This is a genomic window from Bacteroides fragilis NCTC 9343, from assembly GCF_000025985.1.
Classification (GTDB): domain Bacteria; phylum Bacteroidota; class Bacteroidia; order Bacteroidales; family Bacteroidaceae; genus Bacteroides; species Bacteroides fragilis.
The window spans coordinates 2,337,830-2,364,115 of the sequence record NC_003228.3; the positions used below are offsets into that span (position 1 = coordinate 2,337,830).

Here is a 26,286-nt window from a genome sequence, read left to right on the forward strand (position 1 = left end):
GAAAACAACAGGATAAATATGAAACATGTATGGATAATAAGTTGTCTGCTGTTTGTATGCAGCTGCAACACAGTAAGAGAAGATTTTGTAGTAAATGAAGATTATGAGAAGTTGTTTCCATCCAAAGAGATAGAGAAACCTGAAAACAAGCGCGGAGAGTTGCTTGTACAATTGTGTGATCCCGATCAGGCATTGGAGAACTATAAATATCCCGGTACAGAAACTCCGAATGGTGCTGACCAATATAAAATAACCCTGATGTGTTCGTTTCAGGAAAAACGCTGGGATGGTAATCTTACTAAAGATGTCAGTGCTCAGTACAAAGTGAAATATATTAATGAAAAAAAAGAATTGGTGACGATCAGTTGTGGAAAGAGAAATATAGGAAATGCCGGAGAGGATGCTGACGGATTAAGACCCAATGTAATGTTTAACGGCGAGAAGTTGGAAATTTCTTTTAATGTACATTCGGGTTTTCCTCTGTATCTGAGTGTTTCCGGTGAGGGACCCAGATCATCCAATATAAGAGCAAGTATCACAGCTGTCTCCACTGATGGACTGATCGAAATTCCCAGTCTGCAGACAGAGCAATATCAAAATGAGGAGGGGATTAATCCACTGAGGTATCCGTATTGTGAATATTTGATTTTACCTTAAGAAAAAATAGAAAAAAGATGAATTATTTATTGAAATGTCTATTCTTGTCCTGTCTGTTGATAAGTGTTGTGGCATGTACCGACGGAATAAATGAAACAGTGATAAGTGCGTATCAGCTCCCGGTATTGCCGGAACCTTCGTATAAATTCTCAAGGAACGGAGAGAGTTCTGTAAATGTACTTGAGTGTGGATTTTTGAAATCTCCTATCGATAGAATTTTTTCGGAATACATGAACGAAGCGCGTATGAGTACAAAAAGGGATTATGACGAGGCACTCCGGATTTATCATGAAGGGAACTTCGGGTTAAAACCACAAAAAGAGGTTTCTGCTTCTTCTAAACATCTGAAGGATAGAGATAAGATTCTGAAAGATATTGATGCTTGGTTTGAAACTTCCGCACGTATTGCCGGCTTGGGAGCGAATATCCCTTCTTACGAACATAGAAACAGGGAAGCCGTGAAAGGCTTGACAGGATATGTAGGAAATGGTATAGGAGACAAAGATATCTGTTATGTGGATGAAAGGGGGATTGCTGTAGCTGAAGTTTATAAATATGCTATTATGGGAGCAATATATCTGGACAAGATACTCAACATACATTTGAGTGAGCAAATATTGGAAAATAACGAGGTACTTGTACGGAATGATCTGACCCAGCTCTTACCCGGTCACAACTATACGGAGCTGGAACATCATTGGGATCTGGCATATGGATATTACGACTTCTGGAAAACATTGGCCCAGTCCGATGGCTTACCGGCCTTAAAAGATTGTCATCTGCGTATCTCCCGCTCCTTTGTCAAAGGGCGCGCTTTGATGACGACTTCCCAATATGATGAAATGCGGTTGCAAGCTGATACCATCAGGCAAGAACTGTCACGTGTAGTTGCGGTAAGGGCTATGCATCTGCTGGTCGGTCCGAATACATTGGCCAACTTAAAGGAAAATCCCAGGCGGGCGTTCCGTCTTCTTTCTCAGGCTTACGGCTTGATCTATGCTGCACAGTTTGCACGCAATATGGAAGGAAAATCATTTCTAACAAACGAAGAAACCGGGATTTTGTTGCATGAATTGGAGAAAGGGGATGGTTTATGGGATAAAGAACGCTTGTTAGGGAGAGAGCAGACCGAGGGAGCGTTATACAATCTGGCGGTGCGTATTGGAGAGAAGTTTGATGTTTCACCGGAGGATATTAAAAAATAAGAGATGAGAAAGATACATAAATTGCTTTTACCGGCAATCATATTCATGATGGCAATAATTCAGGTTAAAGCTCAAGGTACAGCAGGTATCGATGTGATTCCTAACGGAGGGTTTGAAAAGTGGCAAGATACGGGACAGCCTACCGGTTGGCGTATAGTAAGTAGCTTAAATCCGGAGCGGGTACAGGAAAGACGTCCGGAGAGTACAGGTGTGTATGCACTTAAAATATGGCTTAACGGAGGATCTGTTTTCTTGGCTCAACCCGTATCGGTAAAAGCAGGAAAACAATATACACTCTCTTTTTGGAACAAAGGAAGTGTGGGAAATCGTGAAATAGTAGTAACTCTGTTTTGGTATGATAACGGGAGTATAAAAAGCAGAGAAAAAATACTTTCGATAAGAACGGTTAAAGATGAGTGGAGAAGAGTGGAAAGTACTGTAACAATACCGGAGAATATCTATAGTATGGGGATGGGGATAAGGACACAGAGCTATCAGGGCTATATGCTGTTCGATGATATGTCAATGGTACTCAAAGAGAGCGGGCCGGACATATCTCCCGTTCCGGAAGCTCCCGATAATTTAAGAATGAAAGCATATCAGAATGAAATGGAGATTTCCTGGAACAAGGTAGCAGACGAAACCATTAAATGGGAAGTCGTGTTTGATGACCAAGTCGAAACAATCACGTCCGGAAACTCATATGTAAAGACAAAGCTCAAACCGGGAAGTACCCATCATATTAAAGTAAGAGCGGTAAAGGGTAAGGAGTTCTCGCCATATGCCGAACGAAGAGGTGCGACAGAAAGAATGCGTGAAGCGGAAAATTCCGAAGATCGTATTCCTTATTTGCGTACCATCCTTCCTGACGGGAGTTGCGAGGGACGTTTTTTGAAACTTTATTATAATGAACTGGCCAATCCGAACGCCAAGGTATCTTATAAATTGGACGGAGTAACTATTGAACCCAAAGATAATACTTTAGAGTTTCCGGAGTTCGAAGGATTTTATAAACGATTTTGCCTGGAAGTTTATATTGATGAGGGAGAAGGTCGTGAATGGGAGATTCTGTATCCTCATTTGGGCGTAAAAAGAAATGAAAAATAGAAATTGAATTAAACAGGAAACAAGCCAATGATAAAGACTGTAATAACCCAATTGTATATTGCTTTTTGTCTTATTTGCTTTTTTGCATGTGAAAAACAAAAAGAAGAATTTCCCGATATCCGTATAGGAAAAGAAGGAGTCGTTGATGAGTTGTCGTTGAATAAACAGACAGAGAAGAGACTTCTTTTGTCAGGTGGAAACGGGAAATATATAGTTAATGTGGAGAACGCACAAATAGCCACTGCTGATATAAGTATGGATACCCTTAAAGTAAAAGGTTGGTTGGAAGGTGAAACGTTTGCTACCATCATTTCTCATGATAAGCGCATAAGGTTGAAAATCAACGTAGTCTTTCCGGAACTCGGAATAAGTCATTCCGTAGTGCAGCTTCTTCCCCGATTTAGAAGTAAATTCATAAGTATTTCCGGAGGAGGAGAATTGACTAAGCTGGAAGAGGACGATCCCGCAGATATTATGGATATGAAATGGGACGGTTCTACGGGGATGCTGGAGATATATCCCAAATATGAGGGAGAAGCCCGGGTTATCGCTATTTCAGAAGACGCAAAAGAGAAGAAGGTTATTCATGTTAAAGTGAGACCGGAAGGAAAACTGGAAATTCCGGGGTGGTATAGCACCAACTCAAGTTCATACTATCTGATCCAAAATAATAACATGGTAGTCAAAAGAAAAGGAGTAGGTACATGGATTGTAAATAGTGCCCGCCCTTATGGTGGGGGAGTGATGTATAATAGTTCTTATATAAAAATAGCTCCTATCATGAATCCCGTACAGGGTGACTCTATCGATTTAAATATACTTCGCCATGGATCCTTGAAACCGCAGATAACAGAAGGTATACATAGGCTGTATGTAGAAGAAGTGCGTGAGTCGGAAGTCATGTTACGGGGAAGAGGTTTCAAATTTTTGCTCCCTTATGAAAAGTGAAATATTTGTGCGATTTGTGTCTTGTGTCGCAAAAAAAGTAAGCTGTCTGAAGGATATGATATTAAAAAAAACAAACGATAAGGGAGCATTGTTATTTGCTCTGTTTATTTTATTGGCAGGAGGCAGCAGAGCAAGACAACATAGGAAAGATGATCATGTCATTCGTGGTAAGCAGGTTGCTGTTTTTGGGCGTAATATATTTACTGCCAGAAATTTATCTTTTGAGCCTAGCCTGGGTATTCCTACTCCTGAAAATTATGTATTAGGTTCTGGAGATGAATTGATAATAGACGTATGGGGTGCTTCTGAAAATACAGTCAGGGAAATAATTTCTCCTGAAGGTACTATTCATGTGGCAGGTATAGGTCCCATTTTCCTGAGTGGAATGAATATACAGGATGCCGAACGAAGTTTGAGACGTGAGTTTAGTAAGATTTATGCTGCTATTCCTCAAAAAACGGTCCATATAGAGTTATCGTTGGGGAGAATCCGTACCATCATGATCAATGTCATGGGTGAAGTAAAAGTACCCGGTATTTATCGGTTGTCGGCATTTGCATCGGTATTTCATGCTTTGTATCGTGCCGGTGGAATCAGTGATATCGGAAGCCTGCGTGATATTCGTGTTGTGAGAGATGGAAAGGAGATCGCCCGTGTCGATGTATATGATTATATTATGAAAGGTAAATTGACGGATAATATCCGTTTATCGGAAGGCGATGTCATTTTAGTTCCTCCTTATCAGAATCTGGTAAGTATTTCCGGAAAGGTAAAACGTCCGATGAAGTATGAAATGAAAAGTGGGGAAACCGTAGCTACTTTGTTGAGTTATGCGGGAGGTTTTACGGGAGATGCTTATCGGAGTGCCATACGTTTGTTTCGTATGGGCGGAAAAGCAAAACAGGTATACAATGTGGCGCAGGACGATTATCAGTCTTATCTTCTGGCCGATGGTGATAAATTATCCGTTGAAGCGGTATTGGAACGTTTCTCAAACAAGGTCGAAATTCGTGGCGCTGTATATCGTGCGGGCATATATCAATTGGATGATAGTGTAACAGGAACTGTCAGGCAGTTGATTAGCAAAGCGGAAGGACTTCGGGGAGACGCTTTTCTTAACAGGGCTTTGTTGAGACGCCAACAGGAAGATCTGACACATGAAATGATTCCTGTCGATTTGAAAAAAATGATGGATGACACATCCGCCGACCTATGTTTGCAGAAGAATGATGTCCTCTACATTCCCAGTGTGAAAGATATTGAGAAAGAAGGAACTTTGTCCATTTATGGTGATGTAAGGGTACCGGGTGAGTTTCCTTATGTTAAAAATACGACTATACAGGATTTGATTGTAAAAGCGGGAGGATTGCCGGAATCTGCTTCTATGGTCCGGATCGATGTGTCGCGTCGAATCAAAGATCCTGGAAGTATACTATCCTCCAATGTTATTGGAAAGAGTTTTACGGTTGAGCTTGCAAACGGATTGTTGATAGGGGAGGATAAAGGATTTGAACTGGAACCTTATGATATCGTTTTCGTTCGTCGAAGTCCGGGGTATCGCAAACAGGCCAATGTAACAGTTGAAGGAGAAGTGGTTTTCACCGGTAATTACGCATTAACCAAAAGCAATGAAAGGCTGAGTAGTCTGATAGCAAGAGCCGGAGGATTATCGAAAGAAGCTTATGTGAGAGGAGCACGTCTGATACGTAGAATGACAGCGGATGAGATAAGGCGGAAACAGGATGTAGTACGTTTGTTGGTCAAGGGGAGTGAAGAAAATTCTATATCTCCGGTCGCTTTGGAAACCGGTTCTACTTATCCGGTAGGCATAGAACTCGAGAAAGCGTTAATAAATCCGGGTTCTGACGAAGATATGGTCTTGCGTGAAGGAGATGTACTATTTATTCCCAAATATGTCAGTACGGTAACAATCAGTGGGGCCGTGATGTATCCTAATACAATACTTTATCAAAAGGGGAGTAATCTTGACTATTACATTGAACAGGCCGGCGGCTTCGGAAACCGGGCACTGAAGCGACATATTTATGTAGTATATATGAACGGAATGGTGTCTCGTCTGAGAAAGAGTGCGGTTTGTGCAATTGAACCAGGATGTGAAATAATAGTACCAAGCAAAGAAAATAGGAAAAAGACTGTGCCGAGGGACGTTGCAGGAATGAATACTTCTATTGCCTCTATCGCTGCAATGGTGGCTGCCATGGTCGGTATGATAAAGTAATATAATCATAATAAAAAGTAATCTTGTGGTTTAACGTTACATTATGGCCGAATTAGACTATTTTAATCGTGAAAAATTAGTATAATAAAGTGGTGTTGGATTACAAGATTACTAAGTTTGTGTAGCTGTTTTTTGCTTAAGTTTTGTATTTGCAATAAAACTTAATCAGTATTGTGACAAGAACTAAACTATATACATGTTTCTTACGTTCTTCTTTGGCAACAATAAATTTTGGAATCAATATTCTTGTGCGAATAAAGATAGGAAAGGATACAGTTCTCTGCCCGGCAGACTGTGTTATTGAATTTATGAACCAGCAGCGTAACATCACTTAACGCCACGCCGCTGTATTCACTCCCGTGAGGGACGAACATCACCTCTCCCGCACACAAAATTTCATCGTGGAAGAATGTGCTGGTAATCCGTGCATGCCCTTTCATGCAGAATATCAGGTAAATGATATTCGTATCGTTGTTATGCACCGTTGTTCCGGCAGGATAGCTTTTCACATCAAAATGGCAATCTATTGGATTTTCATCACAAAACGCCGGCTTATGATTTTTTCGTATCACAATTTATTACGCTATTTTTCTTTGGAAAATACTTTTTCTCCTACGGTAACAGTTCTGAAGCTATGTAGTAATAGCTTTGTCCTTCCATCGTTATTTTTTCTTCTCCGTATTTCTTAGCCATATTTTCTTTCCTCTCTTTAAAATATTGAATAAGTCCGTCCAACTCTTTGTCGGTTAACTGTTTTTTCTTTTTGAGATCCTTCACCGTTATGTCATCAAGCACAGGGCTGTTGGCCGGAACTCCAAATATCTGACTGTGTGCATAAGAAAGAGAATATCGCCTGATTTCCTTTCGCTTATTTTTGCAGATCCGGCAGTTGCGCAGTTCTGACATATAAAAGCGATAAAGGTGGCGGCGTATTTTTCCGGTAGATACATACACCGTATCTGCTTTGCTTTCGGGATTTGCGGGTGATGCGCCGAGAGTTTCTACCTTATCGGGGCGTACCCTTTCCCTTAAATAGCGGCACAACTGTTTAACTTTACCTTTCTTTGGCTTATTCATGTCCTTCACATCCACTTCTATGGCACAGAGTGTTTCCAAGCGTTCTATTGTCTGTTTCAGTTCCGGGTCGGAGAGTAGCAGGTAATAGCGCATCAAACTGTCCGGAACGGTAATTCTTTCTGTTTTCCTATACCATATCGGAGCAACATCACCAAATATTTTTTTAAACTCCTTATTCGGTTTTACCCCTTGAGGCAGATGATAGGTTGCAATCAGAAGACTGTCTAAACGGTCTTTACCGTTGCCAACCGTGGCAAATGCACGGTCTATGCTTTCAGAGAGCAGTTGGTGATCCGCTTTTATCTGTGTTACGATGGAATCCACCGCTCCGGCAAACAATTCCATTGGCAGGGTTTCACCTTTCTCCGGAAACAGGAAACCGCCTTGTGTCATGCTGGCATAGGGATAGTCGAGCATGAGAAAATTCGGGCCTGCTTCCCGCAGCAGGTTGCTGCGGCAAAGCTGGTCGGCATACAGAATCATATTCCGCTTGTTTTTAGTGCGGTACTCGGCGTAATGTTCAATCATGTTTGAAAGTTGAAGCACATAGTTGTTGTACTTATCGTCGTTCGAGGCGTACAGTTGCCAACCGAGCAGGCGACAGTTCTTTTCATTCAGGGTTTTCACAATGGAAGAGGGAGCATTCTCTTGCTGTTCTCCCGTTTCACCGACTGATATAATCAGATTAACCGCTTCAGGTGTATTGCCGATAAGTTCCAATGCACTTCTCATTGCCTTCCATGCAGGCAAAGGAGTATTTTCTGTGTCAGCTACATGTGACGCCATTTTCACCAATCGGTCTATAAGTATCTCGTAATCAGCAGTCAGTGGAATTGTCTCCATGCCCCGGTGGGTAGCTACCGCCGCTCCGAATTGATAGGAGAACGATTCACCGGAACCTGCAAAAAACGGTCCCAGATTCTGTATGGCATTCAACAGCATTGGGTATTGTTCCGGTAGCCGGGAAGACTGTTCCATTGCGAACAGGATATTTATTCGCTTCAATTCTTGCTTGATTTGATTTCCACGGGTATAAGAGATTCTCTTTCCGTCGATGTTGAACACGTGGTTGTCCTTCTTGTCAATAACCGGTTCTAATGTTCCGCTGACGAACGAGCAGGTGGAATCGGTATGGTAAGGATATATCATAGGAGCATATTTCAGCGTCTTTTGCAAAGCCGGCACTCTGGAAAACGCCGTTCCTGTGAACACCTGATGTCCGATTTCTTGCAGCATGACGGCGGGAATCCATCCGATAACCTGCTCACCGATTTTATCGGCAGAGAGAGAAGGAGTTTTCGATACCAATACACTGCGTCTGTCAACAGAATACTTGAGCGCGTATATAATAGCGTGGATACCCACCACGCCGGTTTGATTCTGTAGCTCCGGATCGCCAAACACTTTCAATGAATCGGCGGTTGTAAAATAAGTTGCGGATTGCATGATTGCCGTGGTGTCGGTAATCGCAGTCAACAATTTGTCATGCAGTCCCGACTGTACATCGGTAATGGAAGAAGGTGAAAGTATCAGTCGGGAGCGGTGCATCCAGCCCACATATTCCGCCTTTTTGCGTTGGGTCATACGGTTGTGCTTGATATTTGTGGGGTTATATTTAATCAACCGCAAATAATCTCCTTTGGTCTTGATAACTAAGAACGTATCCAGTAATCCTACCTCGGCAGACTTTACCCTGCCTCCCGGATTGACATAGGCGGCATTCTCCACCCTGTCCGAATAGACAATCCACGGTTTGCGGTGGGCAGCGCTTCTGGGTGCCTTTATCCCCTCTATGGAATAATTTTCAGAATATTCACGAGGAAGCTTCCGCAGTTGAGTGAAGCGGTGTACGGGAGCACAAGCCGATAAAACGACGATAGAAATCAATAGGACAAATAACTTTCTCATTTCATTTCTTTTTTTCGATTTGCATAACCGTTATTTGGGTAATATATCCGCTCTCTTCATCCTCCGTCTCTACGATGACATTCTGGATAATCGTTTCTTTTCTGCCGATATGGTGCAGTCCTTGGCAATAAGAATAAAAGTCGTTATATTTATTGTTGTTGACAATAACCAGCGTGTTCGGGTTATTATTAAAATACTTGTCCACGACATAGTTGTAGTTTACATTAAAGGGTTTACCGTCTGCAATGTTCTGCAACTTCTCTTTGATGTCTAAACCGATGAGCACCATTACATCGGTAGAATCATTCTCCGAATAGTAGGGCAGAATGTTTATCCGGTGTCTGATGGGATACCGGGTATTCTCCGTATTAAGCAATACTTCGTACTCTCCGGGTTCGGTATAAGCATAAAGAGCCGTTTTTTCACGGGAATCAATCATCCCCGTCTCTCCGAACTCCCAGCGCCATTGTTCGTCGTGTCCTTCGCCACGGAAGATGATATTTTCTCCCTGAATGGCTTCCTTGGGAGCTATGATATGAACCAGATGCAGGTCTTCCGCATTGGTCTTCTCTTTTACTCTCACATCAAAGTAGCGTTCCAGATTTCCGTTGACGGTCAGTCGTATTTTGTACACCCCTTTTTGCTTGAACCGATGGTATCCGCTGCGTTGTGTGGATGTCTCGTTGTTTCCGAACTCCCAGTACCAGATTCTCGCTCCCGACGTGGAATCGGAAAAAAATATTTCTTCCCCCACGACAGGGTCAGACGGAGTTACAGTAGCCTGAATCGGCTGCTTCTGCGAGCAAGCTCTCATTACCAGCAGAAAAAACATAATAAGTATGATAACGGAGATAAAGATATAGAGAACCTTCGTATTTAGGAATTTATTCATCATGGCTTGCCTCCTTTATTTTTAAGTTCGCCTTCCTTCTTCTGGAGTCCGACTTCGCACTCCTCCAGATTTTTCTTGAATTTTATTATGTTATCCTGCTTGCTCCATAGTTCTTTCTTGTCGGCAAACCACATTTCATATACCGAAGCGAGATGCCAGAACATCTTATTGCGCTTGTCAAAACTGTTTCTTTCCCATTGTTTGGCAAGGTCGTTTATCAGGAACTTGATATCATTTTCCTCATAAGAGGCATTGACGCCCGGCTCAAACTGTTCAATACGTGAAAATAGGGTATCTGCGCTCACAATCTGTACTGATTGTATATTTTGAAATTCCTTTTGCCGCTCCATCTTTTTAATGACCATTATTTTATTGGAGAAGATGTGGCGTGTCCCTGCATACTTGAAAAGAATAAATCCACAGGCTCCTGTGATAACAATAAACAGGGTAAGCACATATACAAATCCGATAAAGCGTTCACGCTCGCTAACGGTTTTGCTGCTTTTATTTTTAGGGGTTATGCTCATATCTTTCCTATTTTACTTTTCTACACTAATGTTTCCCAATGTCAGCTTTCGGGTAGCCTGTTTATTGTCCTGAATGCACCGCATCAGGTCTTTTCTCACAAGGCTTTCTTCAATAACCGCTTTACGTATGGCTTCTTTGGTGTCCAGAAACACGTTGATTTGCGAAGCCAGTTTTTTGTACAGAAGTACATCCTTGCTATCCATTATTTGCAGTTCCTCGATAAGTTCCATCTTGCGTGTACTGATAACTTTTTGGAGCACCACCTGATTCAGCCGGTCGTTACTGCCCATCAGCACCAAGTAGTTATACAGCGAATCCACCTTATCCACCAGGGCAATCTGTCTGGCGTAAATCTTATCGTATTCTTGTGTTTTGGATTCCATTAGCTTATATTCGCTTCCATTCGTATGGATAAAGCCTGTGAGCAGTGCCATGCTCAAAGCCGTACTGATTAACAGTCCGCCGGCAAACTCCAAATATCCACGGATGATTTTCTCACTGTTCTTTGCTTTCATAATTCTTATAAATAAGTGTTTATCCTGAGGTAACACGGACTGGCGTCACCCGTCGGTTTTAAATAAGTCTTGCGTTCGTCAGGGCTAACGCTGACCGTCACATCGAACTCCTGCCACGCGCCAAGAAAAATATCCGCCAGCATTTCAAGGGCTTTGCGGGAGCGGTTGCCGGGCAGGAACCTTTCGACTTCCCGAGTTGGCAGGTCGCCTATGTGTATATGCAAATCAGCCTCAGCACTATTAAGCACCCCCACATTCACACTGTTTGCTCCCAGTCTCATGTTCCCCAGCCGGTTCGGTTTTTGTGCCCTTATTGTCCGTTGCACCATTTTGGGGCGTACCTTTACCGGAGCTTCCAGAATCTGCGACAGTGCGTCGCTTACCTCTTCCAGTCTGCCCCGGATCGAATGGATATGCGGCATGAACTTGATGAACAGCAACGCCCCCTGTCTGGACAAAATATGAATGACCGGCCAGCAAGCGGCAAAGAGTTTCGCATAATCAGAATATTTGTTCTTTTTATCATACCGCAATTCGAGCAATTGTGCCTGTATCCCTTCTCTGTCCACTTCGCTCTCCAGCAGGCTGAAAAAACGTCGGATAAAGAACTCTTCGTTACGATGTTGCTGCATCTCTTCCAGAATAAGTCCCAAATCTTTCACCTTGCCGGGAAAGAGCGCCTCATGGAACAATCCCTCCGGCAGCGAATCATAAATCCCCCGGCGGTTGGTCTTTAGTTCTATGTATGCCCCCTCCGCTATGCCGACATGATTCCTATGCTTCACCGATCGGATATCTTTCGAAACATTGCTCAGGTTATTACCGTCACGCACCATCATAATTTGAGCGGTGTCGAACCCGGCTTCCGACAGCAAGGCTCCGTATAGCTCTGCCTTGAAGTCGGTGTCCATTGTATTGGGCGGAAGAAACCCCTTTATCTCTTTGGGTAAGCGATGTTCCATATCAATCCATTATGCTCCATGTTTTGTTCTGTCCCGTAGTATTGTTCCCCGTAGTGCGTTCCGATACCACAATATTCTCCTTATGCTGACCGATATATTCCAGCGTACTGAGCCGTTGCCACAATTCGGTAAGTGTGTACATAAACGAATAGGCACGAACCATCGAAGCCCGGATATCCGTATGTTCGTACAGCATCTCCAACGTATCGGCGAGTTGCTCGTCGAACGAACCGGGCGTTACGTCGCTCCACTCGTAGAAATATTTCTGCGTTTCCTCCTTTTGCGTCCCTGATAGGTAGCTGAAACTTACATACATGATATGTGCCAGACTCGATACGGAATCCAGTACATCAATAGGAGCATTGTACAGCCCTTTATTGGTATAAGTGAATTGCAGGGTGGCGAGGTAGCGGAGCATCTCCCGACATATCAGAGAGATGTGCACACCCAGTTCGCCGCGATTATCCCTATTATGTATTTTGGCTATGATAATTTTGCTGTAATTCTCCAGTGAGCGGAACATATTTCCGAACTTGGCATGATACTCTTGCAGTTCAGGGTGGCTTTTCATCGTCGTACAGGGCGGGATAAAGTCGGCATCTACCATGAATCGTTCGGCATCCTTGCGGATACGTCCGATGGTCAGGTAATGGGAACCCAGTTCACTGATATTGATTTCTCCTTTGGGCATCACAAACAACCGATAGGAGGGCAAGGCGTTCGGATGGCGGGGTGGAACTTCCTCCGGATTGGGGTCACCCGAGCCTACCCGGTGGAACGGATCCACGGAGAGGATAATGTCCCATTGCGTGATATTCTTACGGGTATCCGATTCTACAGAATAGTTCTTCACTAATTCGCTTCCCGTTTCGGTGGCATCAAATTGGATGCGGATACCCGAAGCGGTGACCGCATCGCAGTATTTCAGCCGCACTTCGATGTGTCCGGTCACGTGCTGGCTGATACGGATGCCGTTTTCGCCATCCCTGTTTTGCCGTGCGGGCAACAGCCCGTAGTTATAACTGTTGGTTCGTACTTCTATGCTATCGCGAATGCTATCCAGAAAGTAATCGTCATGTTGGTTGAAGATGGCGGCTGACAGCGGCATACAGTCCGACCAGTTTACTAAATTTTTCTTTGCCATATAGTATGTAGTTTTATTTTTATATTCTTAGTTCTCATTATGTTCCATTACCCGTTTAGCAACAATTACATCACGGCTGCGGATGCGGTTATCCTTTACGGTAAGGTTGAAGTCTATGTAATGTCGGGGAGATAGCAAGGTGGGTTTCCGGTAGAAAATCCATCCTCCCTCTTTTGCTGCATAGTCGTCTATCCGGGCTTGTGGAGACTTCAGATTATAGTCGTCAATCATCCGGTGGAACCATGTGCCGAATTGCATTTCGTCGGGTGCTTTCACACTGAGCTTGACCGGTTCCCGGTCACTTTCTTGTTTGTATAGCTCTATTTGCAGGACTTGCAGGCTGCCCGGGTCAAAATATCCGTCCTGCTCGGTATCGTCTGTGTATCTCCATACTTCATACACGGGAATCGGAATGGCGATAAAGATACGGTAGGTGCGGATAAATACCGAGACAATGACGAATGGAAGCAGGCAGGTGGATGCCCACAGACCGTATTTTAATTCATTGCAGAGATTGAAGACAAGGGTGAAGAACAACATGGATACCACCAGTATAAAACCGGTGAGTATGATTTCGTGGCGATACTTGTAGTCGTCCTTATACACCCATGAAATCATTCGTATGTTATAACTGCCCAGAAGAAGATACAGCATGGTAAGGAAGATGTAGCCGTAGGGCATGAAACCGTAATCAAGGAATCCCAGTAAGGCAGGGAGTGTCAAGAGTGTGATTGCACCAATAGTATAGCCTACCAGCCGCTTGTTGTTCAGCAGAGCGTTTTTCTTTGCTATGAAAATGCCTAAGCCTACCAGTAACAATCCCAGTATCGGGTAGAGCAGGTAGGTGAAGGCGAGGGTTTGGAAGAATGAATTCATATTTCGACTTTTGTTTTTAAATTAACTATTTTCAGTTTTATCACATCATTACTTTTAGGCATGTTATTATGAAAAATAAATCTACTTATTCTATTCTGTAGACATGATTTTATAATTTGAAATGTTTGTTCTCTCATTACTTTTCAGTCTTTTTCCGTAGTTTGTTTATTCTTATTTCCTTTTGTATCTGCTTGAAAGTTTCAAATTCAGGATGATTTGATAAATCGTCTTCAGTCATATAAGCTTGAATCAAACGAGCAAAACAATACCCGTTTGTACGCCCAGCAAACTGCAAAGAAACTTCACCAACAAGATGCTGGTAATTGGCTATGACTACGCCATCAATTCCTCGGAGAGCATCCTGTCCAAAGGAAATCACCGCCTTTTGAAATGGTATCGTTTCTTCTTTATGGATTAGCCAACGGCGAGGAATAGTGATTGTCTTCTTTTCTCGGTCAAAGACAATTGTCCTTCGGGGGGATAAGAATTTAAATATTCCTGATAATATTAAAACACAATTAATCAAAATGATTGTGTAGTTTTCAGCAAAATTATTATTTCCTCCTTGAAAAGAATATATGCCCAATAAAGGCAATATAATCACGATAAGAAGGAAAAATATTGGTGCTCCTCTCCTTGTAGGATTGGTGGCATCTATTACGATTCTCTTTTCATCGAACTGTTTAAATTCATCAATGTATTTATACACCCATTTGTCTCGGAAATTAAAATAACTATACCTCCAAAGTTTATCATTGTTTGTGAGGGGAATTTTAGGAAAAACTTTAGGAGTTACTTTGTAAAATATCAGAACTAACCAAAAACAAAATCCCAATATTGTAATACATACTGATAAAGTCAAGTTAGTTATTGTTGCTATCTCACAGATAAAGCAAGCCGCAAAAAATGAGCCACAAAATGATAGACTTGCAAACAAGGCAAAGAAGCATCCAATAATTTTCCATTTCTTCGTATCACATTGTACTGCTTCATTTAACGCTTGAATCTCCTCAGTCCAACGTTGATATTCATTTTTATATTCTTTATGGCTTTTCATTGTATTATTGCTTTTCAGCCTCTTTCCGTAGTTTGTTTATTCTCATTTCCTCTTGTATCTGTTTGAAAGCTTCAAATTCAGGATGATTTGATAAATCGTCTTCAGTCATATAAGCTTGAATCAAACGAGCAAAACAATACCCGTTTGTACGACCAGCAAACTGCAAAGAAACTCCCTTGACGAGGTGTTTGTAATTAGCTATTACTATTTCCTCATCTCCCTTAAATGATTTTTTATCTACTTTAGCACCAAATGTAATAACGGCATCATAAAACGGTATAGTTTCCGCTTTGTGTATCCTCCAACGCGGAGGAATGGTGATTGTTTTCTTTTCCCGGTCGAAGATAACTGTTCGTCGGGGGGATAAAACGGAAAGTAGTGCTAATAGAATGAAAATTGCATAAACAGATGCTAATGCCATATTGCTTGCAAACGAGAGTTTATTTATCATGACGTTATCATTATTTGTAAATAATACACCTCGCTCATCCAGAATTCTGTGATAAACAGTATAAGCTTGAGTAGTCCCCCAGATATCTCCATCTAATAGGTTGTCATATACTTTAGGATAGAAATCAAATAATGCCAATGTTATCAAAATTGCAATATACAAAATTGCTGCACCATTTCGAGTCGGGGAGGTTGCATCTATGATGATTTTCTTGTCATCAAACTGCTTAAATACCTCTATATTTTCACTAACCCATTTATTTCCGAAATCGAAACAACCATAATACTTAAGTTGGACGTTATTGATAAGAGGAATTTTAGGATATATCTTGGGGATTATTAAATAAAGTATCATAATAAGCCAAGCAGAAGTAATAACTAACATCATTACTACCGAAAGAGCAAGATTAGTGATTGTTGCCGTTTCAAAAAGAGAACAGGTGACAAAAAATACAGCACAAAATGATAAACTAACGCATAATGCCATAATGAAAAAAATCTTTTTCCATTTCCGTTCTTCCCTTTGTTCTGCCTCTTTTCCTACTTGAACCTCATCAGCCCATTGATGATACTTATTAAGAGAATGTTTATGACCTTTCATTGTTTTTTGTTTTTTGTTCCATAATTTCCAATTCTTCCCTGTCTGCTGGTGGCGATGTATATAATTTATCATATTTAATTATCTCTTTATGCTTCTTGTTATAACGAGTCTGACCGCCTGCTTTTATTTCTGTAACTATTGTTTTGAAACTATTTTGATACGGAAAATAGGAGGCTATACCGTGTGGAATGCCGTTAATAGTTGGTAAATACTGGCCTTCTGAATTTTTAATCCGCACCATAATTTTTAGCGTACCACCTCTAAATTTGCGGGTGTTATTTACAGGATCTTCCACTTCAAAACGGACTACTGCCACGCCCTGTAGGGCATCTATCTGTACGATATTAGTCTCGGAAAATAACGATTCGACCGGTGGGTTGGAATCACTCCCATCAATATCATATAAATATACCTCAATTTCACCGTCCAACAGAGGCATACACCAAATCCGTATAGTGATTTCAAGATAATTCAATTCTGTCGATTCGTGTATCGTATGAGGATAACTGTTTATTGTTTTGTAGCTATAATATAAAGTTAATTCAGTTCTGATAGCATGCTGTTCGATATACAACAGTTGGTTTAGCGTTTTTTGTTGTTCATATAAAAAAGATTTTAGTTTATCGCTTCTTACTTCTGTCTTCAAGGCTTTATTCAAAAGTTCTATCCCTGATTTAGCATTAAGTTTGTAATTATTACCATATGCGCAATTTTTCAATAACGATTGCAACGAAGTATCACGGATAGCCTCAAGAATAATCGTAGAAGAGAGAGACAGAATAATTAAAGCTATTGTGTATGGATTGGAAAAGCCCAATATTATTGCCACACCACCTACACCTCCGGATACCCCTGAAATGATAGCTATAGTACCAGCCGCTGTTTGATTTTCTTTAATAAGATATATTCCGTCAACAGTGGAGGCTGCATTTAGAGCAACAACAGTTGTAATACTTAATGTTCTCCCTATTTTTTTCATTAAAGCCGGAGCAAGACGTGCAAGATATTCCTGTTTCAAGTCGGCAAGAAAAAGCACACTACCGATAAGTTCCAAAGAATCTTCTATATTTTTATCTTCTTTTTTAACGGTAAGAGAAGTTTTCAAAATGGTGATGCCAATCATCGCTCTCGTGAATTGAGGATTATCAACAAACTTCTTAAATCCTTTTGCCCACTTCTCACCCTTATTGTCAGCTTTGGCCAATTGCTTCTGCCATTCGGGCATCAATTTATCCAAAGATACGGAAACAGAAGAATTAGTCCTTTTGAATTTCGACAAAGAACCGGATATAGGATTACCATCTACATCCGTCACATCGCTGAGTTTAATAAGAAAGCCTTTACCTTTGCCTTTCAATGTTGTTGTACGTAGGTGTGAAAAATCTATCTTGTTTTTTAATTCAGCAGTAAACATACCTTCTGGAATTTTAACAAAAATTTGTCCATCCTTAGTTACAAATCGAAAAACTTCAGATATGAAATTCAGCTTTTGATTAGCCCTGATATATCTAATATAACCGAGCAGAGCATCTGCGATGTCACCGACAGAATCCTGTGTATCAGTGATTAAAGAAACACTATCCACTATTTCATCAAGGTTCCACTCTTTTCTGAGCAATTTCCCAGTATTACTTTCACTGGACAAAACATTGTTTATACAATTACCAATCTTCTTTTCGGTTACTGATAGGTTTTTAGAATGGCCAATAGGCTGGTCCAAATAGCCATCAATTTTTTCAGGAGCATTTGCTAATCCGCTAAGGTGTTTCGACAAACTTGATTTTCCTTTGTTAACGGTTGGCATTTTTTCAACGAGGTAATCTTGTATTGACAATTGGTAAGCCTCGCACATGATAATTTCAGAAAGTAACTCACGGATATAATGAATTTTCTGGCGTAACTTTGCACGGGGTTCGACCAAAAGTATTGTCTTTAATAAATCTGTAGAAATATGTGATTTGTATTTTGTGAAAACACCAGTTTTGACATCCGACATACGGTATAACAAAATACCCATATCAATAAGTGCCACCAGCTCAGGATTGTCATAGTTTCCGTCCAAAGCATTAGCATCCACTTTTTTATAGGCTTTGGTAATGTCTCCGGTCTTCATCGATTCTACCATTACCAGAAGATTTCGAGTTTCTATGGCTATATCAGCGCAGAGTATATCAGCTATTCCCTGTGGGTCAAACAAAGAGAAATAAAAATCATGATTGTCTGCATCGCCCTTTTTTAGAGCGCAATTTTTCTCATATTGTCCTTTATATCGGTCAAAATATGCCTTATATGATGCATTTTCCCATTCCAAATAATTCCCGGCCTTCACTTTGTCAGAAAATTCAGTAAGATAATCCCACGGAGGGCTAACCAATATACTTTTGGCCTCTTCTACAGCAAAGCCATGATTATCGTATTCTCCTTTAAAACAAGTTTCACATTCCAGTGATTGCATGCGCTTATTTCTTTCTTCCTCGTTACCCAAAACCTTTTCTGCATACTGTTTTGACCATCTGATGGGTGAAAAGACCAGCCAAACTTTTTTATCATACTGTTTTCGCAGGACAATGTAATTTGTCATTCTGTCTTTTTTGGGCGTTTCCCATGAAATACGAGGATTTTCCATATCGGACCATACCAAGTTGACTATTCCTCCCTCGTTGGTTACTTCATACTCTTTAAAGATTCCTGCCGTGTTATGTTTCTCAAAATAAGCATAGATATATCCCTTCCGTAAGGGGATTCTCTGATATGAATATCCATACTTCATATCGGGAAATCCTTTGGGAGCAGGAAAAGAACTAACATCATTACCTTCTAAAGGAGCCAATATCCCACTTTTATGGGTACTTTTGCTGTAGACTCCATATAATGATAAATAGAGTCTCACATAATCCACGGCATATAGATTATTTCCTTGTGCTTCCTTGCCTTTGCCAGATGCTTTTAAGCCAAATATAGCAATCATGTCATCTTTCATCTTCTCATTTTTTTAATTCTACAATCCATTCGACAGTAACATGGTTATTGTTAACAGTTCCTGTTAACTCAATATCCTCGACCTGTTCTCCATTCGCTGTATCTATAGCCTCAGGGGTAATTACAAATTTCACAGTTTCTCCATCCTTAAATCCTATAGTATCAGCGTTTACTGTAACTTTTTTATTGATATGACTTTCTGCGATATGTATATCTTCTTTTTCCCAATGCACATTAAATATCATAGGTTCCTCCTCTAACATTTTTTTTTGCAGAGCATTCTGATTTTCGATGGCTTCTTGCAAGTTATTGCCAGAAATCGCAGCCAAAAATCTATTCCTTTTCGGTGATACATGATTCATCGTGATTGGTTCTATAGGACTGGCACTGCTTACTGTTACTCCGGGTACTCCCGCAGGGATAATTCCTCCGTGAGCAGTCATACAGCCTTGTAATACGATAGGTTTACCATTAACCAAGATTCCCGGTTCTCCTTGTACAATAGTGTCGGGCGGACCACAACATACACACATATCACCCATAACAGATATAGGAACTCCATTAACCATTACACCGGGGCATCCTGGACCGATAATAGGCCCTCCAATATGAGGTGTCACCCCTGTTACCATCGGGCAAATATGATTTAAATTTATAGTAACGATTTGTTTCATAATATAGTATGCTTTTTTCGTTTACATAATCTCTATTTTATTGGCAGCTCCTTGTATTGTCGTCTGTTGTCCGGCGACTTGTGTCTGTCCCCCGTTTAGTGTAATCTTGGAATTACCCTCCACTGCAATATTCTTTCCAACCATGTTGATATCTGATTTTGCCTCGATGCCGACATTTCCTTTTGCAGCAGTCAATACATCTTTGTCAGCCTGCAATAGTAGATTGCCTTTAGCTGAGCTGTTAATATCCGCTTCAACCGTCATATCAATGTTCTTTTTAGCTGTAATCTGCACATTCTCTTCAGTATTGATGCAAACATTTTTTGCTGTCAATGTGATGGTTTCTGGGGCAGTAATATCAATATTCTTGTCTTTACTATTCAGATGTATAACATTTCCGTTAATGTCTCGAAGGGTAATACCCCAGTCTCCACCCTCATCATCCTTGAACTCCAGCGTATGCCCGCTGCGTGTCCGCATACTCTTAACAGTATTATCCGTTGCCGCTCCCTCTGAATTAGCCTTATAGAAAAGGCTGCCTGTCACATAAGGACGGTCTGGATTGCCTTGTTCGAAGCCTACCATCACCAAATCACCCGGCTCGGGGATAAACACAAAACCACGGTTTTTGGCAACTTGCTCGCTCTTGCCTGCATCGGGGCTTTGCACTCGCATCCAGTAGCTCTCACCGCCATCTACCTCCTGCCACATGAACTGTACTTTGACACGTCCCTGATTTTTAGGGTCGTCATTGCTCACTACTCTCGCCATTTCCGGATAGGCTACCGGCATCACGGCATCTCCCCACGGCATGATGGGCGTACCACCCGGTACGCCACAGAAGGTGTTGCTATATTGTCCTTTATAGTTTACCGTATGGGTAATCTCCGTGATGCGGTAACGTCCCAAATCGGTAATCTTAACTCCTGGGAAACTTTCGGGTACACGGGTAACCACCAATTCTCCCAGTCGTATGCCGCAGTAACGGCTTGAAGCCTTGATTTGAGACAATTGGGAATAGTTGCGGTGAAATCCGGCATCCCCGTAGTGTTCCAAATCCATTGCGCTATACGCAGGTCTTATCGAGGGTAGTTTTGCCTCGGTAGGGAAGATAGGTTCACTGCATTTCTCAGCCGAACGGGAACCAAGAGTAGCACCCTTAGGTGTTCCACTGTAGTCGTAATAGAACTTATCATTGACGGGGTCGAACTCATAGGTGCTGTGATTCAGAGAACGGATAGTGGCATTGATGCTGACTCCCGTCAGGTCTACATCATACCCTGCACGGCTTTCCGTATCTATTTCTGGGTCTCCTATCTGTAGCGTTTCCCCGTTGTAATAGAACCACTCGCCATAAGAGCGGAGCAGACGGGATAGGAATCCGTAGCTTGTCTCTTTATAGCGGGCAACATAAGGGATGATGTCCGTATGTTTGGGATTGTTGGTCACATTCATTTTCACCCCGCTCTTATCAAGTATGTCGCTGACTATCGTATTCAGGTTTTGCTCTACATAGCAGTCCATAGCGGGGTCTCTGTCCAGCAGGATGGTAGGGCTTCCCCCTTCCAGTATGACAAATCCCTGATTACCGTCGAAACCTTCAACATGAATATCAGAAATCAGTCCGTGAAATTCCGTTTTTTCTCCACTCTCATGGTGGGTCATGATGATGGATACCTTCTCACCCAGTTGCTTGAATATCACATCGGGACCGATAGCCCACACGCTTGGTTTGTCCGGACGGTAGTTCACTTTGATTTTGAAACGGTGATGTGTACTGACCGACTGAAAAAGTTCCATTGTCACATAATCGCAGACTTTTCCTGCTACTTTTATCTCCACGCTTACAGCGTCCAAGTTTGTCGATGCCATAGTTTATATGTTTTATGGGTGAATACTATGAGTTAATAAAAACACGGTAGTTATAGGTCTCCGGAGACAACCGCCTGAGCTCACTGTCCAAATTGACAACGAACTCTTCCCTGTCCAATCCTTGCATCCCCTCCGATAACCGTAGATACACGTCCAGCGTCCTTATGAAACCTTCGCTTTCTTTTTTACCGGCTACATACCCCAGCTTTACCTCCACAGAGCGAATGCTGTCGCCATACCTTGCCATGCAGAAGTTGCGTATATCCTCTTTCGTGTATATCCTGCCGTGTGACAATAGCATGAATCGGTACATATCCATCCGGCGCTTTACGGATGGGGACGGCTTTCCTCCACGGGCAGAAGTGACAAACCGCAGTGTATCTCCGTCTATATCGGAGTTGGCGCAGTCATTTAATGGCTCTCCCGCATAGATGTCATTGGCAAATTCGCCATTAGTAAGAGTATAATCCACAGTTAACCGGGTATCCTTGTCATAACGTTGGTCAATGACTACATATGACAACATTTCCTGTCCTCCGACTCCGTCTTTATTTTTATCTCCCAATTGGTTTACCCGTTCCTCTATCTGCTCGATCACCTCTTTCATCCCGTCTTTGTCTGTCGAAGAGAAGGCCATGCTTTCGTCATATAGCAGGTCTGTCAGGCGGTTCAGAAAATCTTTGGCATCCATCGCATTGAAGCGTTCGCAACCGCCCCTTCTGACCGAATAACAGCCGGCTCTGCCTTCATCCTGTGTGCCGGAAATTTCCCTAAGCCGGTCTCCGTGGTTATCGGTAATCGAATCCACAAACAGGAAATATTCAAATTCCGTCTTTTCCAAAGGGAGAATGGCCGAGACGGAATCTACCTTTCTGGTAATCTTTGCCGGATATTTGTTTACTACGATAAAAGTGTTCATCTGCACCTTTACCTGTTCCAGTATTTCTTTTGAAAAAGCGGTGGGAAATTCTATATCTATCCAAACAGTATCCGCATCACATTCGGCAATGAAATCACTTGGCAGCAGGAAAGAGATTTCTTCGGGCACTCTGCTACGTGACAAATCTCTGACTTTTAATCCGTGAGCTTTCAATGTCAGGTAATGGGAAGCATATTTGCTGGTTATTTCTTCCGTAATCAACCTGCCAAGATCGTATTTCTCACTGACCGAACGTGTGGGGTCGTACTCGATTCCCCCTTTAATTTCTACAGGAATACCGGCAATCGTGCAATGGCAGTACGGCAGTAATTTCAGATAACTGCTTTTATCTGCTACAAGCGGTATATCTATATATAACGGCAAGTCGTTGAGAGTAGTTACATTGTTGCCTATTTTCATCCCGATACTGATTTTCCGACCCATTACCGGCACATCGGAACGAAAGCGGGCAGTGGCGTCACGTTCTCCTTCGGGAGTGATGGTGCAAAATTCATCCGCCGTCACGAGATACTTCAGTTCGGCATTGATTATGCGGGTTTCATGCAGCGGAGTAAAGAAGAGATTTTTCATCTTATACTTCTTCACTATCTCCGTGCTTTTATAAGAAAACAGGTCTGTGGGAGATACAGTAGCTTGCGGTGTATATGGTCGGGCAGCAGCAATAGCATGGGCGGGTTTGGCAACCAATGCCGTGTGTGGAGTAAGGGCGGAAGCGACTTTCTCCAACAATCGGCTTTCAATGGCGTGCATATCACCGGACAGCTTGAAAATTTCGCCCGACAAGGCTTCAATCAGCAGTCGGATAAGGGGGTCCATGCCATCTATATTTCGTATGTCATATAGGGTTGCCGCCTGTTTGAACATCCGGGCTTTAATGCTTTCTTTTGTGAATAGATTTGCCATACGTTTTAATTTTATATTTCAACTGCCTGATTATTCGTTTGATAAAGGTCCCATGTATAATTTGTAACCGAAACCGCAGGGAGCACCGGTGGAATTCAATGTGGCGAGTACTGTAATATCTACCCGCTTACGTATCATCCGGTTATCCAGAACTTCTTCCCTGACGACTTCTTGTAGGTTTACCGAGAGAGTGATGTCGGAAATGCGTTTCTCATAAGTGGAAATCGCCTGCATCACGTATCCGGTAAACAGTTCTTTCCATTGTTCGGTAGAAACAATGCGCTCAAAGTCCAACTCCCAAATCCGACAACCGTATTTGGGGTCGAAACGGTGCTCACCCGGACAGGTGGTCAGCAACAGTTCGATGTGCTGGTCGATGGATTCCAGTTCGGAACATCTTTCCAGTTGCCGGATATCTCCTTCGAAGAGCTTTTCCAAACGTACCGGTAGTTTATAGTATTTCTGTTTCATCTTCCAAAGAATTTACTTTGTCGTGGTGCGGCTATTCTACCGCCCCACATACTGCTATGTCCTGTGTCATACCGGCGCTCAATGCCGAATGAATTTCTTTTGTACAAGTTGTGCGACCATAGGTAGGGATTCCTCCGGTCTGCGAGTATATCCTCCAGCTTAGCCAGAAGCAATCTCCTGTCGGAAAGATTGCTTTCCAGAACATAGGTCATATAAGTTCCGGTATAGGGGTGGTATTGTGAAATGAACAATTCACACCCGCCGCCTTGCATCGAGACTTCGCATCTCTCCAGCATGGTATCATAACTGATATATACTCCCGTCAGCCCGCAAGCCGGTGCGGGGGAAGCATGGGGAACTGCCGTCCCGATGTATCCGAGCTTCTCGACTTCACCGCCTTGCCAAAGACCCGTTTTGAGTAGTCCTGCCATTTCATGTAGTGAGTATATAGCCATAGTATTATCGTTTTAGTTCAAATTCATCACCTCCCATCCGGACAGACGGAAAAGTCATCACAATGGTCTTTACCGATGTGTCTCCCTGCGATACATTGTGATAATGCACGCAGCTCGCATTACTGAAATTTATCTCGAACAGTGCACCTTCGTCCATAGCATCGCTGTTGAGATAGAATCGGACTGTCCCGTTTTCTTTCCTGTCCGCTCTCATTATCCAGTTTTCTACCTCCGCATTCACCGGCTCTGAAAATACGGCGTATGCTTCCATATATTCTTTCGAGGAATTATCCGGCTCATAGGCAATATCAAACTCGGACAAGATGTGCGACTGCCCGCAAAGCGTTATCTCGCATACCATATCCGGATTGCGTCTATCCGCAAACACTTCTTTTCCTTTAAACAGCCTGTCGAAAAAGCCCATAGTTATTTGTTTTTAAAAAATAAGTCATTGTCCGTTACAATCTCTTTGGCTTCTATCACAATGATAGTCACCACACCTTTTTTAACCCGCGAATCGTAGTTCATACGATAGCTCCTTACCGATGCGCCCGAAAATTGCAGTTTGGCAAAGGTCGTTTCGTGTTCATCCAGTGTAACAATCGCTCCATCTTCTTTACGGAAGGTGTCAAAGAGCCATCCCAGCAGGGTAGCGTCAGCAAATCCATCAATGACGATTCGTATTTCTCCGCCGCATACGCCGGAAGTGATTTCACCTTTACGCCCCACATTACGGCTCAATCCGTAATCAAAGTGTTTCAGCGGATATTTCCCCCGATACACACCGTGAGGAAGGTCGATATTCTCTTTATGTAAGTATAAATAGGTTTGCATCCAACGAATATTTTTATTTATCTGATGGCCATCTGAGTTTTTTTGTTTTCTTTACTATATTTCCTTGCTCATCATATTCTGAGATTTCAAGTGTTATGGTACCATTGTAGTCGGAATTGTAGATATGCTTAACTTTTTTGTTCCCTTTATAATAGATACTGTCGGTTGAGTAGCCTGTACTTCTTATAGTATGATTGACGTTTACTTTCAGTCCGTTTTCTTCATACTCTGTTTTTTTATTGACTAAAGTCATATCATTGTCCAACTCTTCCTTAATTTTCTTTTTTCCATCAATGTATTCCTTCATCACTCTATTAAGTACACCGTTTAAGGTAATCCGAGTGATTAAGGTATCATTAACAGTTTGTTTCAATGAACACTCGATATTTTGTTTGTAATCGGAAGAAGGGACAAGATTAACAGCTTCTTTATAATCTGTATCATTAAATTTATAGGTTTCTTCTCTTTGCCCGGTGTTTAAATCATGATGGATTTTCTTCGTATTATTTCCATTATTATCATAGTAGTAGTATTCCTCATATCTTGAGTCAGAAGAGGGTTCATCTCCTAATATTATAATACTTTTATTATACTTAGGCTTATTCTTATCATAATAGGTAGAAAAAGTATAACTAAATGTGTCTTTATTATTTTCCAATACAAGTTCTTCTATGGTATTTTCAGTGTATCTCATTGTTTTTAGCAATGATTCCGACAAGGGTTCCTCTACAGTATAGCAGGAAGAATCATTATCATAACTATATGTCTTTGTAAAATTATTTACATTCGCCAAGATCTCTTTATCTTTATTGTCTCCAAAATAGAGATAGTCATATTCAGTACCTTGTGCAGTTAGAATCCTGTTGTTTTCATTATAAATATTAATATATTTAATAATATTAATAGAATTATACCCTTCCTGCTGTTTACTATTTTTGCAGCTCAATAAAAGTAATATACTACCTAAAAAAAATAAATTTCTTATATTCATT

Annotated in this window: 24 protein-coding genes; 5 read left to right on the top strand and 19 right to left on the bottom strand. The window is 41.8% G+C overall.

Annotated features, from left to right (window positions below; translation table 11 throughout):
* Nucleotides 1-18 precede the first annotated feature (18 nt).
* Genes BF9343_RS09330 through BF9343_RS09350 form a run of 5 tightly spaced genes read left to right on the top strand, consistent with a single transcriptional unit; the run spans nucleotide 19 to nucleotide 6,156 of the window.
* A complete protein-coding gene (locus BF9343_RS09330; RefSeq protein ID WP_010992786.1) occupies nucleotides 19-657 on the top strand; it encodes a hypothetical protein in 639 nt (212 codons plus the stop codon).
* A gap of 17 nt (nucleotides 658-674) precedes the next feature.
* Nucleotides 675-1,862, top strand: a complete 1,188-nt coding sequence (locus BF9343_RS09335) for a DUF4856 domain-containing protein (protein ID WP_010992787.1) — start codon at nucleotides 675-677, stop codon at nucleotides 1,860-1,862.
* Between the two features lie 3 nt (nucleotides 1,863-1,865).
* Nucleotides 1,866-2,969: a carbohydrate binding domain-containing protein gene (locus BF9343_RS09340; protein WP_010992788.1), complete on the top strand. Its 1,104-nt coding sequence runs from the start codon at nucleotides 1,866-1,868 to the stop codon at nucleotides 2,967-2,969.
* A gap of 27 nt (nucleotides 2,970-2,996) precedes the next feature.
* Nucleotides 2,997-3,917, top strand: a complete 921-nt coding sequence (locus BF9343_RS09345; protein ID WP_005800363.1) for a hypothetical protein — start codon at nucleotides 2,997-2,999, stop codon at nucleotides 3,915-3,917.
* Between the two features lie 55 nt (nucleotides 3,918-3,972).
* Complete coding sequence (locus BF9343_RS09350) at nucleotides 3,973-6,156, top strand: SLBB domain-containing protein (RefSeq protein ID WP_010992789.1); 2,184 nt, start codon at nucleotides 3,973-3,975, stop codon at nucleotides 6,154-6,156.
* A 203-nt stretch (nucleotides 6,157-6,359) separates the two neighbouring features.
* On the opposite strand, the gene BF9343_RS09355 is transcribed toward BF9343_RS09350, so the two are convergent.
* The 19 genes from BF9343_RS09355 to BF9343_RS09445 all read right to left on the bottom strand — a co-directional run bounded on the left by BF9343_RS09355 (nucleotide 6,360) and on the right by BF9343_RS09445 (nucleotide 26,285).
* Complete coding sequence (locus tag BF9343_RS09355; protein WP_010992790.1) at nucleotides 6,360-6,728, bottom strand: hypothetical protein; 369 nt, start codon at nucleotides 6,726-6,728, stop codon at nucleotides 6,360-6,362.
* Nucleotides 6,729-6,768: 40 nt separating this feature from the next.
* On the bottom strand, nucleotides 6,769-9,141 hold the full coding sequence (gene tssR / locus BF9343_RS09360; RefSeq protein ID WP_010992791.1) for a type VI secretion system protein TssR domain-containing protein: 2,373 nt from the start codon (nucleotides 9,139-9,141) through the stop codon (nucleotides 6,769-6,771).
* 1 nt (nucleotide 9,142) lies between these two features.
* The gene (locus tag BF9343_RS09365; protein WP_010992792.1) at nucleotides 9,143-10,036 is read right to left on the bottom strand and encodes a PKD domain-containing protein; all 894 of its coding nucleotides are present in this window, start codon (nucleotides 10,034-10,036) and stop codon (nucleotides 9,143-9,145) included.
* On the bottom strand, nucleotides 10,033-10,560 hold the full coding sequence (locus BF9343_RS09370; RefSeq protein ID WP_005794693.1) for a type VI secretion system transmembrane protein TssO: 528 nt from the start codon (nucleotides 10,558-10,560) through the stop codon (nucleotides 10,033-10,035). Before BF9343_RS09370 ends, BF9343_RS09365 begins: the two co-directional genes overlap by 4 nt.
* 12 nt (nucleotides 10,561-10,572) lie before the next feature.
* Nucleotides 10,573-11,076, bottom strand: a complete 504-nt coding sequence (tssO, locus tag BF9343_RS09375; RefSeq protein ID WP_005787050.1) for a type VI secretion system TssO — start codon at nucleotides 11,074-11,076, stop codon at nucleotides 10,573-10,575.
* Nucleotides 11,077-11,081: 5 nt separating this feature from the next.
* Nucleotides 11,082-12,038 (bottom strand): type VI secretion system baseplate subunit TssG, encoded by a 957-nt coding sequence (locus BF9343_RS09380; protein WP_010992793.1) that lies wholly within the window; start codon nucleotides 12,036-12,038, stop codon nucleotides 11,082-11,084.
* 1 nt (nucleotide 12,039) lies between these two features.
* The gene (locus BF9343_RS09385; RefSeq protein ID WP_010992794.1) at nucleotides 12,040-13,182 is read right to left on the bottom strand and encodes a hypothetical protein; all 1,143 of its coding nucleotides are present in this window, start codon (nucleotides 13,180-13,182) and stop codon (nucleotides 12,040-12,042) included.
* 27 nt (nucleotides 13,183-13,209) lie between these two features.
* A complete protein-coding gene (locus BF9343_RS09390; RefSeq protein ID WP_010992795.1) occupies nucleotides 13,210-14,058 on the bottom strand; it encodes a TssN family type VI secretion system protein in 849 nt (282 codons plus the stop codon).
* A 136-nt stretch (nucleotides 14,059-14,194) separates the two neighbouring features.
* Entirely contained in the window at nucleotides 14,195-15,115 is a 921-nt protein-coding gene (locus BF9343_RS09395; protein WP_010992796.1) for a hypothetical protein, read from the bottom strand.
* A 4-nt stretch (nucleotides 15,116-15,119) separates the two neighbouring features.
* Entirely contained in the window at nucleotides 15,120-16,166 is a 1,047-nt protein-coding gene (locus tag BF9343_RS09400) for a hypothetical protein (protein WP_010992797.1), read from the bottom strand.
* Complete coding sequence (locus BF9343_RS09405; RefSeq protein WP_010992798.1) at nucleotides 16,153-19,146, bottom strand: toxin VasX; 2,994 nt, start codon at nucleotides 19,144-19,146, stop codon at nucleotides 16,153-16,155. The genes BF9343_RS09400 and BF9343_RS09405 overlap by 14 nt, the downstream gene beginning before the upstream one ends.
* 4 nt (nucleotides 19,147-19,150) lie before the next feature.
* Nucleotides 19,151-19,819 carry a PAAR domain-containing protein gene (locus BF9343_RS09410; RefSeq protein ID WP_010992799.1) on the bottom strand — a complete coding sequence of 223 codons (669 nt, stop codon included), beginning with the start codon at nucleotides 19,817-19,819 and terminating at the stop codon, nucleotides 19,151-19,153.
* Between the two features lie 21 nt (nucleotides 19,820-19,840).
* The gene (locus tag BF9343_RS09415; RefSeq protein ID WP_010992800.1) at nucleotides 19,841-21,691 is read right to left on the bottom strand and encodes a type VI secretion system Vgr family protein; all 1,851 of its coding nucleotides are present in this window, start codon (nucleotides 21,689-21,691) and stop codon (nucleotides 19,841-19,843) included.
* A gap of 25 nt (nucleotides 21,692-21,716) precedes the next feature.
* On the bottom strand, nucleotides 21,717-23,534 hold the full coding sequence (locus BF9343_RS09420; protein ID WP_010992801.1) for a type VI secretion system baseplate subunit TssF: 1,818 nt from the start codon (nucleotides 23,532-23,534) through the stop codon (nucleotides 21,717-21,719).
* Nucleotides 23,535-23,564: 30 nt separating this feature from the next.
* Nucleotides 23,565-24,005: a GPW/gp25 family protein gene (locus BF9343_RS09425; RefSeq protein ID WP_005787083.1), complete on the bottom strand. Its 441-nt coding sequence runs from the start codon at nucleotides 24,003-24,005 to the stop codon at nucleotides 23,565-23,567.
* A complete protein-coding gene (locus BF9343_RS09430; protein ID WP_010992802.1) occupies nucleotides 24,002-24,460 on the bottom strand; it encodes a hypothetical protein in 459 nt (152 codons plus the stop codon). Before BF9343_RS09430 ends, BF9343_RS09425 begins: the two co-directional genes overlap by 4 nt.
* Before the next feature lie 4 nt (nucleotides 24,461-24,464).
* On the bottom strand, nucleotides 24,465-24,884 hold the full coding sequence (tssD, locus tag BF9343_RS09435) for a type VI secretion system tube protein TssD (RefSeq protein WP_009292156.1): 420 nt from the start codon (nucleotides 24,882-24,884) through the stop codon (nucleotides 24,465-24,467).
* 2 nt (nucleotides 24,885-24,886) lie between these two features.
* Complete coding sequence (gene tssD, locus BF9343_RS09440) at nucleotides 24,887-25,294, bottom strand: type VI secretion system tube protein TssD (RefSeq protein ID WP_005787089.1); 408 nt, start codon at nucleotides 25,292-25,294, stop codon at nucleotides 24,887-24,889.
* 13 nt (nucleotides 25,295-25,307) lie between these two features.
* Nucleotides 25,308-26,285 carry a hypothetical protein gene (locus BF9343_RS09445; protein ID WP_005787090.1) on the bottom strand — a complete coding sequence of 326 codons (978 nt, stop codon included), beginning with the start codon at nucleotides 26,283-26,285 and terminating at the stop codon, nucleotides 25,308-25,310.
* Nucleotide 26,286 lies beyond the last annotated feature (1 nt).

Excerpts from the sequence above, each read along its gene's own strand:
- BF9343_RS09425 (WP_005787083.1), bottom strand. The coding sequence starts at position 24,005 with ATGAAACAGAAATACTATAAACTACCGGTACGTTTGGAAAAGCTCTTC.
- BF9343_RS09365 (WP_010992792.1), bottom strand. The coding sequence starts at position 10,036 with ATGATGAATAAATTCCTAAATACGAAGGTTCTCTATATCTTTATCTCC.
- BF9343_RS09390 (WP_010992795.1), bottom strand. The coding sequence starts at position 14,058 with ATGAATTCATTCTTCCAAACCCTCGCCTTCACCTACCTGCTCTACCCG.
- tssO (WP_005787050.1), bottom strand. The coding sequence starts at position 11,076 with ATGAAAGCAAAGAACAGTGAGAAAATCATCCGTGGATATTTGGAGTTT.
- BF9343_RS09380 (WP_010992793.1), bottom strand. The coding sequence starts at position 12,038 with ATGGAACATCGCTTACCCAAAGAGATAAAGGGGTTTCTTCCGCCCAAT.
- BF9343_RS09430 (WP_010992802.1), bottom strand. The coding sequence starts at position 24,460 with ATGGCTATATACTCACTACATGAAATGGCAGGACTACTCAAAACGGGT.
- BF9343_RS09400 (WP_010992797.1), bottom strand. The coding sequence starts at position 16,166 with ATGAAAGGTCATAAACATTCTCTTAATAAGTATCATCAATGGGCTGAT.
- BF9343_RS09330 (WP_010992786.1), top strand. The coding sequence starts at position 19 with ATGAAACATGTATGGATAATAAGTTGTCTGCTGTTTGTATGCAGCTGC.
- tssD (WP_009292156.1), bottom strand. The coding sequence starts at position 24,884 with ATGGGCTTTTTCGACAGGCTGTTTAAAGGAAAAGAAGTGTTTGCGGAT.
- BF9343_RS09420 (WP_010992801.1), bottom strand. The coding sequence starts at position 23,534 with ATGGCAAATCTATTCACAAAAGAAAGCATTAAAGCCCGGATGTTCAAA.
- tssR (WP_010992791.1), bottom strand. The coding sequence starts at position 9,141 with ATGAGAAAGTTATTTGTCCTATTGATTTCTATCGTCGTTTTATCGGCT.
- BF9343_RS09335 (WP_010992787.1), top strand. The coding sequence starts at position 675 with ATGAATTATTTATTGAAATGTCTATTCTTGTCCTGTCTGTTGATAAGT.
- BF9343_RS09340 (WP_010992788.1), top strand. The coding sequence starts at position 1,866 with ATGAGAAAGATACATAAATTGCTTTTACCGGCAATCATATTCATGATG.
- BF9343_RS09350 (WP_010992789.1), top strand. The coding sequence starts at position 3,973 with ATGATATTAAAAAAAACAAACGATAAGGGAGCATTGTTATTTGCTCTG.
- BF9343_RS09445 (WP_005787090.1), bottom strand. The coding sequence starts at position 26,285 with ATGAATATAAGAAATTTATTTTTTTTAGGTAGTATATTACTTTTATTG.
- BF9343_RS09415 (WP_010992800.1), bottom strand. The coding sequence starts at position 21,691 with ATGGCATCGACAAACTTGGACGCTGTAAGCGTGGAGATAAAAGTAGCA.
- tssD (WP_005787089.1), bottom strand. The coding sequence starts at position 25,294 with ATGCAAACCTATTTATACTTACATAAAGAGAATATCGACCTTCCTCAC.
- BF9343_RS09410 (WP_010992799.1), bottom strand. The coding sequence starts at position 19,819 with ATGAAACAAATCGTTACTATAAATTTAAATCATATTTGCCCGATGGTA.
- BF9343_RS09345 (WP_005800363.1), top strand. The coding sequence starts at position 2,997 with ATGATAAAGACTGTAATAACCCAATTGTATATTGCTTTTTGTCTTATT.
- BF9343_RS09405 (WP_010992798.1), bottom strand. The coding sequence starts at position 19,146 with ATGAAAGATGACATGATTGCTATATTTGGCTTAAAAGCATCTGGCAAA.
- BF9343_RS09370 (WP_005794693.1), bottom strand. The coding sequence starts at position 10,560 with ATGAGCATAACCCCTAAAAATAAAAGCAGCAAAACCGTTAGCGAGCGT.
- BF9343_RS09395 (WP_010992796.1), bottom strand. The coding sequence starts at position 15,115 with ATGAAAAGCCATAAAGAATATAAAAATGAATATCAACGTTGGACTGAG.
- BF9343_RS09385 (WP_010992794.1), bottom strand. The coding sequence starts at position 13,182 with ATGGCAAAGAAAAATTTAGTAAACTGGTCGGACTGTATGCCGCTGTCA.